Raw genomic sequence first — 13,891 nt, 5'->3', positions numbered from 1 at the left:
TATTAAGTCATTTCTATTTAAAATTAGCTTTTAGTAAGTTATCAATATTCTTATTTATCCCTTTCACATCAACAGAACTGACTTTATCGTTATTCATATTATATTTCCTTTTTAATTTTAATACTCGAGTAAGCTTTTCATCAATACTTTTTTCTGAAATAACCTTATTTTCTACAGCTTTGGTTATTGCATCTATTACAGCAGTTTCTTTATCAAAATCATGACAAACTAAAATAATATCTGTACCAGCCATTAAAGATTTTACTGCAGCCTCACCAATATTATAGTTTTTAACTATGGCCCCCATGGTCATATCATCGGTTATTACTACACCTCTATAATTTAAATAATTTCTTAAAACATCTGTAATCACAGTTTTTGAGAAAGAAGCTGGATTGTCTTTGTCAATTTTGGGCAGCAGTATATGTGCTACCATTACCATATCAGCTCCATTTTTTACTGCACTTGAAAAAGGTAAAAGTTCAAAATTTTTAAGTCTGTTTAAATCATTATTTACAATTGGGAGTCCTATATGAGAATCAACTGAAGTATCTCCATGTCCCGGAAAATGTTTAACCGCTGATGCAATATTTTTACCTTGTATCCCCTTCATTGTAGATATTCCAAGGGTGCTAACAATATTAACATTTGATCCAAAAGCTCTATCTCCTATTATAGGGTTTTTGGGGTTGCTATTTATATCTAACACGGGTGCAAAATCCAGATTGAGTCCAAAGGCCATTAGTTCCTCTCCTAATATTCCGCCAATATTATATGAAAGATTACTATTATTTTTCTGTCCTATAGCTTTGTTTGTTGGTAATTTAGAAAATTCCGCCGGCATTCTGGTTATTCCGCCGCCCTCTTCATCTATTCCCAAGAATAAAGGTATTTTATTTTTTGAATTAGAGGATTTTAAGGAATTTATTAGAGCTAGTGCTTGATTAGTGTCCTTAATATTCTGCCCCAGTAGTATAAAGCCTCCCACCTTATACTTTTCAATAAGTTGGCTGGAATGTTCATCATTTGTATATCCATCAATTCCAGCTATAACTAATTGGCCTACTTTTTCTGATAAACTCATCTTACTTATTTGTTCTTCAATACTATCTGAAGTATTATTCTCTACTGCTTCATTACTTGGTGTTGTATTCGATGTATTATTATTTATAGAGGAATCATTATTGCCATCTGGATTGCTATTTTGTATTGGTTTCTTTATTATACTGCAGCCTGAACATATAAAAAAAGCAAAACAAATTGTCATGATAATAATTCTTTTAAATTTCATTTTGTCACCTTCTTTAATAAGATTATAGTCACAAGTGCTCAAATAATACTAGTATCTATAAATACATATTATGTCCTTATGAGCTTAATTTCTTGTAATGTCTATATATATTAACTCAAACCTACCCTATCATTATTTATATATTACGAATGAAAATTAAAAAAGTGTAAAACCATAAGATTTCACACTAAGACCTACTTATATTTTAACCTTCATTCATTAATTAAGGCTGCTAAATTTTTAATTATATCTATATTTATGTGCCAGTTAAGAGGCTATGTTTCTACTATAATACTGCTGTAAAAACAAGCAAGCCAGCTTATTGCCGCATAATTCTTTTACTGTTGGTGACATTCCTTTACTGCTGAAGAAATTAACTATATCCTTTAAATCCCTTGTGTTCATTGCTATACCTTTTAAATTACTGTTTCTCATAACATACTCCCCTTTTCCTTAAGTTAATATTAATATATATTCAATCTCTTCAAGTTGTATTACTTTATTTATGTATTATTAATTGAAATATTCTATATTTATATTATATGCGAACATATGTTCAATGTCAAGGAAAAATAAAAAAAACAGCCAAATAACTACTAAGTCATTTGGCTGCCATCATTAAATTTTATATTATTTTATAAAAGTATTAGCAACTGTAGTTGTCCAATTAGAAATTGGTCCAGGGAACAAACCCATTACTAATATCATTATTATACAAACTACCATTACTACCTTTAAGGAATTGTGGATCTTTATTGGAGAAGGATCTTCTGCATCATTCATAAGCATTACTCTTATTACAATACTGTAATAGTACATTGAAACTACGCTCATTAACATTGCAAATAAGGCAAGCCATAGGTAATCTTGCTTAATTGCCTCTGAGAATAAGAAGAACTTTCCAACAAAACCTGCTGTAGGCGGTATTCCTGCTAAACATAATAAACAAATTAAGAGTATGGAAGAAAGAAACGGTGAACGCTTCCACATACCACTAAAATCTTTAATGTCTTCTTTGCCAGTTTGATTTGTAAAGGCCGTTATTGCTGCGAAGGCCCCAATATTAGCAAAGACATAAAGCAGTAAATAATAAAGCATTGCGCTTATTCCACCCTTAGTGTAAGAAACTAAACCCACTAAAATATATCCAGCATGAGCTATGCTTGAGTAAGCTAACATTCTCTTTAAGTTAGTCTGAGGAATTGCTATTATATTACCTACTAATATAGATAATACTGCCAATACAATTATTAAAACGACCATTGTGTTATAGGAATACTGCATTATCTGCATAAATAGCTTTATCATTACTGAAAAAGCAGCTATTTTTGAACCTGCAGCTAAAAATGCTGTAATTGGAGTTGGTGCTCCTTCATATATATCTGGTGACCACATGTGAAATGGTACTGCAGATATTTTAAAGCCAAAGCCGGCTATTAAAAGGATGCCTCCAACAACAACTATTGGCTGAGCTGATCCTGTTTTCATAAAGGCAATTATATCTGAAAATACAGGGGAACCGCTTATTCCATAAATTAAACTCATACCATATAACAAAACGGCAGAGGACATTGCATTTAAAAGTACATATTTTATACCTGCTTCTGTTGACTTAATATTCTTCTTATCATAAGCAGTTAATACTATAAAGGAAATAGACATTAGCTCAAGACCAATATAAAGTGTGATAAAATCATTAGCTGATGCCATTACCATCATACCTAAAAGAGCAAATATAAGTAAAACAAAGAATTCACTTTTACTGTCTGTTAGGTTCTTTACATAGCTAACAGACATTAAGGTAACTAATGCTGCAGCTATGATGAATATCTGTTTAAAATAAGTTGAAATACTGTCACTTACATAAATGCCTTTTATAAAGCTTATACCTTCTGAAGGCTTATAAATAAAGCTTATAGCTAGTATAACAAGAAGTGCTGCTGCAGAAATATATCCTATTACTGTTTTCTTGCCTTTGGGTAATATAAGACTTATAGCAAGAAGCACTATGCCAAGTATAGCTACGAGAATTTCAAGCGTAATTGCATTATAATTCATTAGAACAGCCCCCCTATACTTAAAGAAATAAATTTCTGAGCTATTGGAACTATTCCACTGTTAAACATGTCCATAATAAGACTTGGGAAACATCCAAGTATTATTAAAATGCTTCCTAATAGGACAATTGGAATTAACTCTACACCTTTTGCATCCTCTAAATGATCCCATTTAGCATTGCGTGGACCAAAGAATACCTGCTGAATAACTCTTAAAACATATATAGCAGTTATTACTATAGCAAATATTGATATAACAGCTAACACTGGGTAAACCTGTATAGCTCCTACGAAAACTGAAAACTCAGCTATGAAGTTGAAGGTGCCAGGAAGACCTAGTGATGCAAGTCCAGTAATCATGAAAGCTGAAGCTAGTATTGGCATTTGATGAGCAAGTCCTCCAAAATCAGCAATCATCCTAGTATGTGATTTTTCATATAAATTACCTATTAATGTAAAGAATAGTGCTGCCATGATACCATGTGCAAACATCTGAGCTGCTGCTCCGTTAAGTGATGCTGCATTATATGAAGCAATACCTATAAGCACATATCCCATATGACTTACTGATGAGTTTGCAATCATATATTTTATATCCTTTTGAACCATAGCAACAAAGGCAATATAAACAGCATTTATTGTAGCAAGTACCGCTATTACTGGGGCCCAAAAATGTGCACCCTGTGAGAAGAAGTTAAGTCCAATACGTATTAATGCATAGCCTCCAAGCTTCATTATAACACCAGCAAGAAGCATACTGATTGCTGTTGGAGCAGCTGAGTGTCCATCTGGTGTCCATCTATGAAGTGGGAACATAGGAACTAGTACTCCAAAACCAAGCATTAACATAAAGAATATAGCCTTTTGAAAATTAACATCATATTTTACAGCTGAAAGAGCTGCTAAATCCATTGTATATGTTCCAGTTTGGCTTCCTGCATAAGCATAAACTGCTACTACACCTATTAATGCAACAGCACTTCCGCCAAGTAAATATAGTGTATATTTCATAGCTGAATATTCTTTGTTCTTACTTCCCCAAACATTTATAAGAATAAACTTTGGAATTACTGCCATTTCCATAAATAAGAACATTAAGAATAGGTCACCTGTCATAAATACACCAAATACTCCACCTACAAGTACAAGCATATAAAAGAAGAATTCCTTAACTCTTTTATCAAGTTTCCAAGATACAAATACTCCACTGAATAATATTATTGCAGTTAATAGTACCATTGGCATACTTAAGCCATCTACACCAAGTATAAAGTTTATTCCATAGCTTTTAACCCAAGAATAACTCTCAACAAACTGCATTCCCCCTGCTGCCTTATCGTAATTAAAATAAGCTACAAGTGACAAAATTAAAGCAACGGATGCAGCTATAGCTGCTATTACCTTAACATATTTATCATTTTTTTCAGGTACAAATAATAAGAGGATTGCACCAATAATTGGAGCTAAAAATATAAGAAACAATATATGAAATCCCATTATTTAAACACACCTCCTAATAAAGGAGTGGACATAACTATTACTATTATAACCACTGCTGTAAATATTACTAAAGCATAGCTTTGTAAATATCCAGTCTGCATTACACGTGTCTTCTTTCCTGTATATCCCAAAAGTCTTGCAAATCCATCGAAGATTCCATCTATAACCTTATGGTCTATCCAGTCAAATACTTTTCCAGCTGCCAACATTATGCTGTTAAATACCCAGCCATATATTTCATCAATATAAAACTTATTATAAAGAAGATTATATAGACCATGATATTTTTTTGCGAGTTTTTCTGTATTTACAGCATTTTTAATATAAATAAGGTAAGCCGTCAGTATTCCTGCCAGCGCAGCTATTGTTGATATTCCTGCTACTGCCATGTTTACGTGAGGTACTTCTGCTTCCTTAAAGAATATTAGTGTACTAAAGCTTTGTCCAAAGCTGTTATAGAACCAGCTAGAATTAACAAAACCTGAAACTACTGATAAAACAGCAAGTATTATAAGTGGAAGTGTCATAACCCAGCTTGATTCGTGAGCATGTATATCAGAACGTTTTTTACCAAAGAATGCTATAAATATTAATCTAAACATGTAGAAAGCAGTCATAAAGGCAACTATAGTTCCTATAACATAAAGACCTGTATGACCACTGCTTAAAGCTGCACTTAAAATTTCATCCTTACTCCAAAAACCTGCTAGCGGGAATATACCAGCTAATGCAAGTGACCCTATAACAAAGGTCCATGTTGTAATAGGCATTTTTTCTTTAAGATTTCCCATCTTAAAAATATCCTGTTCTTCTATTGCATGAATTACACTACCTGAACCTAAGAATAATAATGCCTTGAAAAATGCATGAGTAGTTAAGTGGAACATACTAGCTGAAAGACTACCCACTCCCATTGCCATAACCATATAGCCAAGCTGACTTAATGTAGAAAAGGCAAGTATTCTTTTAATATCCTTTTGTACAAGTGCTATTGAAGCTGCAAATATTGCTGTGAAGCCTCCTATATAAGCCATAGCTGTTAAAACTTGTGGAACGCTTTCAAATAGAATGTATCCTCTAGCTATTAAGTAAACGCCTGCTGCAACCATTGTTGCTGCGTGGATAAGAGCACTTACTGGGGTTGGGCCTTCCATTGCATCAGGAAGCCATACATGTAATGGAAATTGAGCAGATTTACCAACAGGTCCAATAAATACAAGTGCTGCTATAATTGCTATTCCTGCTCCTTTAGAACCAGGTATTAATGTCGCTAATTCTCCGAAGTTAAAGGTACCAAAATGAACAAATAATAAGATGATACCCATCATAAATCCAAAGTCTGCCCATCTATTTGTTATAAAAGCCTTTTTACTGGCATCTGCAGCTGATGGTTTGTGGAACCAGAAGCCAATTAATAGATAGGAGCAAAGTCCAACTAATTCCCAGCCAACGAACATCTGGAAATAGTTATTTGCTATTACTAAAACAAGCATTGAAAATACGAAAAGTGAGATATATGCAAAATATCTAGAAAAACTTGTATCACCTTTCATATATCCTAATGAATAGAGTATTACTAACGTAGCTATAAAAGTTACAATAACAAGCATTAAAGCTGAAAGTGGGTCAATAAGAATACCCATCTGTATATGAAGTCCCTTAAAAGATCCAATGGAAGGAATGTTAAGCCAATCCACAGAAAACTCCTTTGGGGTTTTATCTTTAAGCACATTAATAAATATGTTTATAGATAGAATAGCAGAAGCTGCTATCGCTGCTAATGCTATAATAGCGCTGACCATTTTTTGCTTTTTAGTAATGAACACAATTACTACAAAGGATATAAGCGGTAAAAGTGTTAAAAGCAACGCATTAAGAGCCATTAATATTCACCTTCCTTATAGTAATCTACCATTTTAATAAATCAATATCATCAACAGTTGTTGTTTTTCTGTGGCGATATAGGGATAAGATAATTGCAAGCCCTACTGCAACTTCGCAAGCTGCTACAGCTATAATAAATATTGCAAAGGTATGTCCAGCAAGTACCTCTGGTTTTAAAAAGTGATTAAAGGCTACTAAATTAATATTTACTGAATTAAGCATTAATTCGATACCCATAAATACTCCAATAGCGTTCTTCTTAGAAACAGCTCCATAAAGTCCTATAGAGAAAAGTGCTGCCGCTAAAATTAAGTAATGATACAAAGTTATCATTTGGTTTCCTTCACTCCTTTCCCTATTACTATTGCCCCTATGGTAGCTGCTAAAAGCAGAACACCTGAAACTTCAAAGGCAATTGAATAATCATTTAATAGAAGTGTTGAGATTGCAGCGATTGTAGATTCTGCTGCCTTGCCTCCGCTTGGAACAAAATTTGTAACCATAATTGTTCTTACAAATACAGCAAATATTAGGACTGCTACTACAGCTGCATATTTACTATATCTATTCAGTCGACTGCTGTCATCCATATATGTTCTTTTAGTAAGCATAACACCAAATACTAAAAGTATAGAAATAGCACCAACGTATATCATAACTTGTACTACAGCTAAGTAATCAGCATTTAAAAGTACATAAATCACAGCTATTAACATGAAGGTAGCAGCCATAAATAAGGCACTGTGTACTAAGTTTTTAGAAAGTACCATATTTAGTGCTGTAAAAATTATTAATGCAGCTACAATATAAAATATTATTGAAGCAACCATGCCTACACCTCCAAACCTTTCTCTGCAGTTTCTGCAGGAGAGTCTACTGCAATTTCTTCCTTAGCACCTTGTTCTTCCGGTTTACTCCAATAATAGCTGGTATCAACCTTGTCAAAGCAGGTCATATGAAAGTCAGTAGAAAAGTTTATAGCGTCCTTTGGACAAGCCTTTACACAAAGTCCACAAAATAGACAATATCCAAGACTCATGTTATATTTTTGAAGAACTCTTTTACCCTTCTCGTCTTTAGTAAAATCAACTCTTATAACACTATTCGGGCAGGCATCTGCACACATGTTACAAGATATACATTTATCAAAATCAAATTTAAAGGAACCATGAGAACGCACGGGTAAGTCAGGCTGAACATCTGGGTACTGCTGAGTTACCTTCTTTTGAAAGAATTTTTTCATTGTTATTTTAAGTCCCTTTAACAATCCGAAACCATACATGTAATCACACCTCCAAACTATCTAATTAATTGAAAAAGTTTTATTCCTAAACCTGTAACAAAAAGATTAGCTATAGAAATTGGAATCAAAACCTTCCAGTTAAATTGCATCATTTTTTCTATTCTTGCTCTTGGAAGTGTCCATCTAAGCCACAAGAAGATGAAAATCATAAAGTAGGATTTAAGCATAAACCAAAGCCAAGATGGTAATATTGGTCCCTGCCAGCCACCTAAGAATAAAGTAACTCCTAATCCAGCCATTACAAATAAATTTGCATACTCAGCCATGAAAAATAATGCAAAACGCATTCCAGTGTATTCAGTATGATAACCAGCTACAATTTCCTGTTCTGCTTCCATCATATCAAATGGGGATTTATTAAGTTCTGCAAGTGCTGAAATAACAAATAATATAAAGGCTACAGGTTGTCTTATTATATTCCAAAGACCATTTTGTGAAGCTACAATATCATTTAAATTAAGAGTTCCTGTTATCATAACTATACCAATCATTGAAAAGCAAAGTGGTATTTCATAGCTTATAATCTGAGCAACTGTCCTCATTCCACCAAGAAGTGAGTATTTATTATTTGAACCCCAGCCAGCCATTAGGATAGCAACAGTTGAAGTGGATGAAATTGCTGTAAAATAAAGAATACCAACATTAATATTAACTGCTGACATTCCCTTTCCGTAAGGCAATACAGCATAAAGCATTATAGTTACTGTAAAAATAATAATTGGAGCCACTTTGTAAACGGTTTTATCTACAGCTTCTGGAATAATGGATTCCTTACCTATTAGCTTTACAGCATCAATCATTGACTGCAATAGGCCAAAGGGACCTACTCTATTAGGACCAACTCTTTCTTGAAAAAAGCTGGCACCACGTCTATCTACCCATAATATCATAATGATATTAAAGGTAACTACAGCTGCAACTGCTACAAAATAAACTACATCCATAATCAAAGTTGAGAAAAATCCGTGAATACCTATGGCATTTAAAATATTCTGTATTAGTTTCGCACCACTTATAAAAATATTATTTAATACATCCATTTAAAATTCTCCTTCTCAAAAGCCAAATTTTAAAAATTTTATCGATCAATTTCAGCCAGGCATATGTCAAAGGATGCCAAGGTAGCAACAAAATCCTGAAGTGTCTGCCCAACTGCAATTTCTGGGAAAACACCGATGTTAACAAAAGAAGGGGAATGTACGTGACATCTATAAGGTTTAGTACTTCCATCGCTAACTAAATAAAATCCAAGTATACCCTTTGAACTTTCTATTTGACAATATGTCTCTCCTATTGGAGGCTTTATAATTCTTGGCACCTTTGCCATAATAGGTCCTTCTGGTAAATTTGCAAGAGCCTGCTTTATTATCTTAATACTTTCACGTATTTCAAGGATACGCATATAGTATCTATCAAAGCTGTCTCCATTTTGAAGTACTGGAACCTCAAAATCAAATTTATCATAAACACTATAAGGAGCAACTTTTCTTAAGTCATAAGGTATTCCTGCACATCTTACATTTGGTCCAGTTATACAGTACCTTTCAATCATTTCTTTAGTAATAACACCGATACCTTTTGTTCTGCCTTGGAAAATCTCATTTCCTGTAATTAGGCCATCAATATCCTTTATTCTTTCCTCTATTATAGGAAGGTTTTTCTCGAAGGCTTCTACGAATCCTTCTGGAAGATCATCCATAACACCGCCAATAATACAGTAGTTAGGAGTCATTCTTGAACCAGTAATCATTTCTAGTAAATCTAGTGTATATTCTCTAGCAGTAAAGCCGTACATCCAGCCTGTAGTAGCATTCAAGTCAATAAGAGTACTGGAAATCATTATAAGATGACTTGCAATTCTTTGAAGTTCACCAACTATTACACGAAGATATTCTGCTCTTTCAGGCACCTCTACTCCCATAAGCTTCTCAACAGCCATAACATAGCCCCAATTGTTTAGTGCACCAGCTAAATAGTCAATTCTAGGGGTAAGAGCTGCAAATTGAGCATAGGTTCTGTCTTCTGCCAATTTTTCCATTCCTCTATGAAGATATCCTATGTGATTTTCACATTTAACAATATACTCACCATTTAAGGTAAGCAGCGCCCTGAATACTCCATGAGTACTAGGATGCTGTGGTCCTAAATTTATTTGATATTCCTGTGTCTCAAAATTTTCTTCTAATAAAGACATTTGAAACCCTCCCAGCGTTCCTTATTCTGCACTGAACAATTATTAATTGTTCAGCTCCTAGCATTTCTTTTTTCACTGAACAATTATCAATTGTTCAGCTCTTTTCATTTCTTAAAATCTGTTGACTTTATCAAGCTTAAAGCTCTTTTGAAGCGGATGTCCTACAAAATCATCTACACACAAAATTCTTGTAAGATTTCCATGACCTTTAAAATTTATTCCCATAAGGTCATAAATTTCTCTTTCTTGAGGATCAGCAGCTTTCCATACGGGAGTAATGGTTGGAATTTCCATGTCATCCTTTTGAAGTTTTACCTTTACAGCTAGAAGTTCTGCTTTTACATTTAATAAATGGTAGATAACTTCATAGTGGTCTTCATAATCTGCTGAGGTAATATCTGCAAGTCTTCCAAATCCCAATTCTTCCTTTAACAATTTTAGGGCTTCAACTATATTTTCTCTAGTTACATAAATTGCCTGTCCATTTTCTGAAAGTACTATCTGTCCATTAAAATGCTTATTTAATTCTTCCAGTAGATTATTAATATCAACCATTTCTCTTCACCTTCACAATCTCTGGCTTATTTAACTTTTCTTTAAGTTTTAAGAATCCATCAATTAAAGCTTCTGGTCTTGGAGGGCATCCTGGGATAAATACATCTACAGGTACTAACTCGTCTACTCCACGAACTACGGAATATGAATCAGCAAAAGGTCCTCCTGAAATTGCGCAGCTTCCCATAGCTATAACATACTTTGGCTCTGGCATTTGCTCATAAAGACGCTTTAAAAGCGGAGCCATCTTATCTGTTACAGTTCCTGCAACAATCATAACATCTGCTTGACGAGGTGATGGACGGAAAACCTCATATCCAAATCTTGATATATCATATCTAGCATCACCAGATGCCATCATCTCAATTGCACAGCATGCAAGTCCAAAGGAAACTGGCCACAAAGAATTTGAGCGGCAATAATTGATGGCTTTTTCTACAGTTGTAAAAGCTACATTATTAGCCATAAAATATTTAGCGTCTTGGTTATCTGCTATAAGCTCTTCAATTTCTTTATCAAATTCTGCTTCTCTATCTAGCGCTGTCTCTTTATTGTTTACTTCCATTCTAAGGCTCCTTTCTTCCATGCATACCATAGGCCTACTACAAGAATTGCTACAAATATACACATTTCAGCAAAAGCGAAAAGTCCTACTGATTTAAATGCAACTGCCCATGGGTATAGGAAAACTGTTTCTACATCAAATATTACAAATATTAGTGCGTATAGAAAATAACTTATTTTGAATTGTACCCAAGTAGGTCCAAGTGTATCAAGCCCACATTCGTAAGTTTTTTCCTTTTCCGAATTTGGCCTTTTTGGTCTTACAAACCAATTGGTTATAATAACTATAAAGCCGAATGCAATTCCGCCTAATAAAAATATACCTAAGGTGCCAAAATCTTGATTCATTTTATGCTCCCCTTTCATAAATAATATTTTTATCTGTATCAAAATTTTGAAAGAAAAAAATGATACAGTTTCAATATGATAATATTTATTAACACATTATTAATTTTAATTCTTTTAATATTTTATTTCAATATATGGCTAATTAAATATTAGTTTAACAATGTGCTTCTATTTTAAGTAGAAAAACCATTGTTTAATATTAATTTTAAAATTTTTAAGCTATTATTTTGAGCTTTTTACATCGCAGCTTTTTTATATTTTTAATGGAATAAACATCTAAAATCAATGGAAATGAATGATATGAATTGCCAACTTGTTAATGGCTTAATGTTTTGCCCCATTTGTGAAAAATTCAACAAAAATCAATTTTAAAGGTCATTTTATTGTAATTTTTCACATTAATAGTACATATTTAATATATTTTTTCACTAAGTTTTTAAAGGATTAGAATAATTTATTAAAAAAAAGCTTCTTTATTTTTTAAAAATGAACCTAAATAGATACACTTTATATAATGATAGTGATACAGCTTTTTCAATAAAATTATATAAGATTGCCTAACAGCAATTAAAATTAGTATAATTATAGGTAAAGGTTTCCTAAGAAGTACTATGTAATAAGTCTTAACAATATTTATTGTCTGTAGTAAGATTAAGATTTTATAAATATTAAAAACCTTAATGGTAATAATAATAAATGATGGAGGTCATTATGAATAGAATAAAAAAACTCATTCCTCTTACAGCAACAAAATTTTTGAGTGTGTATGATGCTGAGTATGAAAATAAAAAAGGCGCTATAAAGCATTGGATGGTAGCTTCTAGAAAAGATTTTGAAACTTTAAAAGCTCAATATTTTAATGGTAAGGATGAAAATATTGATGCTGTTATTATTGCAGCCTTACATAAGGAAAGCAAATGTCTTGTAATAATAAGACAATTTAGAGTTCCCTTAAATGATTATGTCTATGAACTTCCTGCTGGTCTTTTAGATAAAAACGAAACCTTTGAAATTGCTGTCAGAAGAGAATTGAAGGAAGAAACTGGTTTATCCTTAATCCAAATAGATCGCCAAAATACAAAGAGTAAAGTTTATATTTCTGCCGGAATGACAGACGAATCAGTGGCTATGGTATATTGTAGTTGTGAAGGAGTCATTTCAAAAAAGTATCTTGAAGATGATGAAGATATTGAAGCTATATTAATCAATAAGGAGGAAGCAAAATCCTTATTAAACAGCAATGCAAAAATGGATATCAAGGTATTACTAACTCTTCAAAGCTTCGTAAAATTAGGTGAAAATCTATTTGATATATTATAATTCCTTAAATATTGAGTATATATATATAATAAGAAAAACTTGATTTTGCAAGTTGTAAAATAGTTTGTTTCATATTTTATTGATAGAGCCATATTTGGAAATTTATTTGTAGCTGATTTGCAATTGCTTTAATAACTAATTTAAGATTTAATAATTTGGTAATATAAAATTTACAATTTTACATTGTCAATAATTCATTTTACCCATTGACCATTATAATTTTTATACATATAATATATATTATGAAGGATGAATTATTTCACATTTCATTTTTCGTTTGATGTATTAAATTTATTACAAAAATCTAAATTTGGTAATTAAGGGGGCTTGAAATGAGTATTTCAAAATTAAATAATCAGATAAGTGAAGTGTTAAAGCAGGAATATAATGAAGTTATTTATACAGCATGGCTTTCTTTTATTGAAACTGCTGAATTAGAGAATGAAAATATTGTTGTTTCAGTTCCTAATCAATATATAAAAGAAACCTTTCTAGAAAGATATGCTAATGATGTTGAAGAATTATACAGAAATTGCTTTAACTTCAACAAGTTAATTATTAAAACTCTAGCTGATGGTGAATTTAAGCCAAGTATTGGTTATCCATTGTATTTAAGCAGCTCAGATGCTGATATTTCTGAAATTGTAAATTCATATGTAAAAGATATATATGATTTTATTGAAGCTGCAAGTAAAAATGGAGATACTAAAGTAACCTTGGAATTTTTGAAGGATTCTGCATTCATTGAAGAATTATATTTTAGAATAAAGGAATTTCTTTTAAATAAAGGTTTTAAAACTGAACTTTTAACATCTGGCAACAATTATACCTTAAGTTTATCCTGGTAGATATTAAGGCGGTACAGTATTTATTCT

15 protein-coding genes are annotated in these 13,891 nt (G+C 32.3%); 2 read left to right on the top strand and 13 right to left on the bottom strand.

What is annotated here, in order from left to right; translation table 11 throughout:
- Positions 1-13: 13 nt before the first annotated feature.
- The 13 genes from nagZ to ACJDUH_RS04370 all read right to left on the bottom strand — a co-directional run bounded on the left by nagZ (position 14) and on the right by ACJDUH_RS04370 (position 11,696).
- Positions 14-1,291, bottom strand: coding sequence for a beta-N-acetylhexosaminidase (gene nagZ / locus ACJDUH_RS04430; protein WP_406763948.1), 1,278 nt, complete (start codon positions 1,289-1,291; stop codon positions 14-16).
- 267 nt (positions 1,292-1,558) lie between these two features.
- Positions 1,559-1,726, bottom strand: coding sequence for a hypothetical protein (locus ACJDUH_RS04425; RefSeq protein ID WP_406763947.1), 168 nt, complete (start codon positions 1,724-1,726; stop codon positions 1,559-1,561).
- A 195-nt stretch (positions 1,727-1,921) separates the two neighbouring features.
- Entirely contained in the window at positions 1,922-3,349 is a 1,428-nt protein-coding gene (locus ACJDUH_RS04420; RefSeq protein WP_406763946.1) for an NADH-quinone oxidoreductase subunit N, read from the bottom strand.
- Positions 3,349-4,845, bottom strand: coding sequence for a complex I subunit 4 family protein (locus tag ACJDUH_RS04415; protein ID WP_406763945.1), 1,497 nt, complete (start codon positions 4,843-4,845; stop codon positions 3,349-3,351). The genes ACJDUH_RS04420 and ACJDUH_RS04415 overlap by 1 nt, the downstream gene beginning before the upstream one ends.
- Positions 4,845-6,731, bottom strand: coding sequence for an NADH-quinone oxidoreductase subunit L (gene nuoL, locus ACJDUH_RS04410; RefSeq protein ID WP_406763944.1), 1,887 nt, complete (start codon positions 6,729-6,731; stop codon positions 4,845-4,847). Before nuoL ends, ACJDUH_RS04415 begins: the two co-directional genes overlap by 1 nt.
- 25 nt (positions 6,732-6,756) lie before the next feature.
- A complete protein-coding gene (gene nuoK / locus ACJDUH_RS04405; protein WP_406763943.1) occupies positions 6,757-7,065 on the bottom strand; it encodes an NADH-quinone oxidoreductase subunit NuoK in 309 nt (102 codons plus the stop codon).
- Positions 7,062-7,562 carry an NADH-quinone oxidoreductase subunit J family protein gene (locus ACJDUH_RS04400; protein ID WP_406763942.1) on the bottom strand — a complete coding sequence of 167 codons (501 nt, stop codon included), beginning with the start codon at positions 7,560-7,562 and terminating at the stop codon, positions 7,062-7,064. Before ACJDUH_RS04400 ends, nuoK begins: the two co-directional genes overlap by 4 nt.
- 2 nt (positions 7,563-7,564) lie before the next feature.
- Positions 7,565-8,014: a 4Fe-4S binding protein gene (locus tag ACJDUH_RS04395; protein ID WP_406763941.1), complete on the bottom strand. Its 450-nt coding sequence runs from the start codon at positions 8,012-8,014 to the stop codon at positions 7,565-7,567.
- A gap of 17 nt (positions 8,015-8,031) precedes the next feature.
- Positions 8,032-9,075 (bottom strand): NADH-quinone oxidoreductase subunit NuoH, encoded by a 1,044-nt coding sequence (gene nuoH / locus ACJDUH_RS04390; protein WP_406763940.1) that lies wholly within the window; start codon positions 9,073-9,075, stop codon positions 8,032-8,034.
- A gap of 38 nt (positions 9,076-9,113) precedes the next feature.
- Entirely contained in the window at positions 9,114-10,229 is a 1,116-nt protein-coding gene (locus tag ACJDUH_RS04385; protein ID WP_406763939.1) for an NADH-quinone oxidoreductase subunit D, read from the bottom strand.
- 111 nt (positions 10,230-10,340) lie between these two features.
- A complete protein-coding gene (locus ACJDUH_RS04380) occupies positions 10,341-10,784 on the bottom strand; it encodes an NADH-quinone oxidoreductase subunit C (protein ID WP_406763938.1) in 444 nt (147 codons plus the stop codon).
- Positions 10,777-11,349, bottom strand: a complete 573-nt coding sequence (locus ACJDUH_RS04375; RefSeq protein ID WP_406763937.1) for an NADH-quinone oxidoreductase subunit B — start codon at positions 11,347-11,349, stop codon at positions 10,777-10,779. Before ACJDUH_RS04375 ends, ACJDUH_RS04380 begins: the two co-directional genes overlap by 8 nt.
- On the bottom strand, positions 11,340-11,696 hold the full coding sequence (locus tag ACJDUH_RS04370; RefSeq protein WP_406763936.1) for an NADH-quinone oxidoreductase subunit A: 357 nt from the start codon (positions 11,694-11,696) through the stop codon (positions 11,340-11,342). Before ACJDUH_RS04370 ends, ACJDUH_RS04375 begins: the two co-directional genes overlap by 10 nt.
- Positions 11,697-12,407: 711 nt before the next feature.
- On the opposite strand from ACJDUH_RS04370, the gene ACJDUH_RS04365 reads away from it, so the two are divergent.
- Together ACJDUH_RS04365 and ACJDUH_RS04360 are read left to right on the top strand one after the other, a co-directional pair.
- Positions 12,408-13,016 carry an NUDIX hydrolase gene (locus ACJDUH_RS04365; RefSeq protein WP_406763935.1) on the top strand — a complete coding sequence of 203 codons (609 nt, stop codon included), beginning with the start codon at positions 12,408-12,410 and terminating at the stop codon, positions 13,014-13,016.
- A gap of 332 nt (positions 13,017-13,348) precedes the next feature.
- On the top strand, positions 13,349-13,864 hold the full coding sequence (locus tag ACJDUH_RS04360) for a DnaA N-terminal domain-containing protein (RefSeq protein ID WP_406763934.1): 516 nt from the start codon (positions 13,349-13,351) through the stop codon (positions 13,862-13,864).
- Positions 13,865-13,891: the final 27 nt, after the last annotated feature.

It is taken from the genome of Candidatus Clostridium radicumherbarum, from assembly GCF_045310525.1.
In the GTDB taxonomy this organism is placed as follows: domain Bacteria; phylum Bacillota; class Clostridia; order Clostridiales; family Clostridiaceae; genus Clostridium_AT; species Clostridium_AT radicumherbarum.
The sequence above is the reverse complement of the archived record's forward strand: the minus strand, read 5'-3'. Positions and strand labels throughout refer to the sequence as shown.

Coding starts and splice junctions, on each gene's coding strand:
- nagZ (WP_406763948.1), bottom strand. CDS start 1,291: ATGAAATTTAAAAGAATTATTATCATGACAATTTGTTTTGCTTTTTTT.
- ACJDUH_RS04425 (WP_406763947.1), bottom strand. CDS start 1,726: ATGAGAAACAGTAATTTAAAAGGTATAGCAATGAACACAAGGGATTTA.
- ACJDUH_RS04420 (WP_406763946.1), bottom strand. CDS start 3,349: ATGAATTATAATGCAATTACGCTTGAAATTCTCGTAGCTATACTTGGC.
- ACJDUH_RS04415 (WP_406763945.1), bottom strand. CDS start 4,845: ATGGGATTTCATATATTGTTTCTTATATTTTTAGCTCCAATTATTGGT.
- nuoL (WP_406763944.1), bottom strand. CDS start 6,731: ATGGCTCTTAATGCGTTGCTTTTAACACTTTTACCGCTTATATCCTTT.
- nuoK (WP_406763943.1), bottom strand. CDS start 7,065: ATGATAACTTTGTATCATTACTTAATTTTAGCGGCAGCACTTTTCTCT.
- ACJDUH_RS04400 (WP_406763942.1), bottom strand. CDS start 7,562: ATGGTTGCTTCAATAATATTTTATATTGTAGCTGCATTAATAATTTTT.
- ACJDUH_RS04395 (WP_406763941.1), bottom strand. CDS start 8,014: ATGTATGGTTTCGGATTGTTAAAGGGACTTAAAATAACAATGAAAAAA.
- nuoH (WP_406763940.1), bottom strand. CDS start 9,075: ATGGATGTATTAAATAATATTTTTATAAGTGGTGCGAAACTAATACAG.
- ACJDUH_RS04385 (WP_406763939.1), bottom strand. CDS start 10,229: ATGTCTTTATTAGAAGAAAATTTTGAGACACAGGAATATCAAATAAAT.
- ACJDUH_RS04380 (WP_406763938.1), bottom strand. CDS start 10,784: ATGGTTGATATTAATAATCTACTGGAAGAATTAAATAAGCATTTTAAT.
- ACJDUH_RS04375 (WP_406763937.1), bottom strand. CDS start 11,349: ATGGAAGTAAACAATAAAGAGACAGCGCTAGATAGAGAAGCAGAATTT.
- ACJDUH_RS04370 (WP_406763936.1), bottom strand. CDS start 11,696: ATGAATCAAGATTTTGGCACCTTAGGTATATTTTTATTAGGCGGAATT.
- ACJDUH_RS04365 (WP_406763935.1), top strand. CDS start 12,408: ATGAATAGAATAAAAAAACTCATTCCTCTTACAGCAACAAAATTTTTG.
- ACJDUH_RS04360 (WP_406763934.1), top strand. CDS start 13,349: ATGAGTATTTCAAAATTAAATAATCAGATAAGTGAAGTGTTAAAGCAG.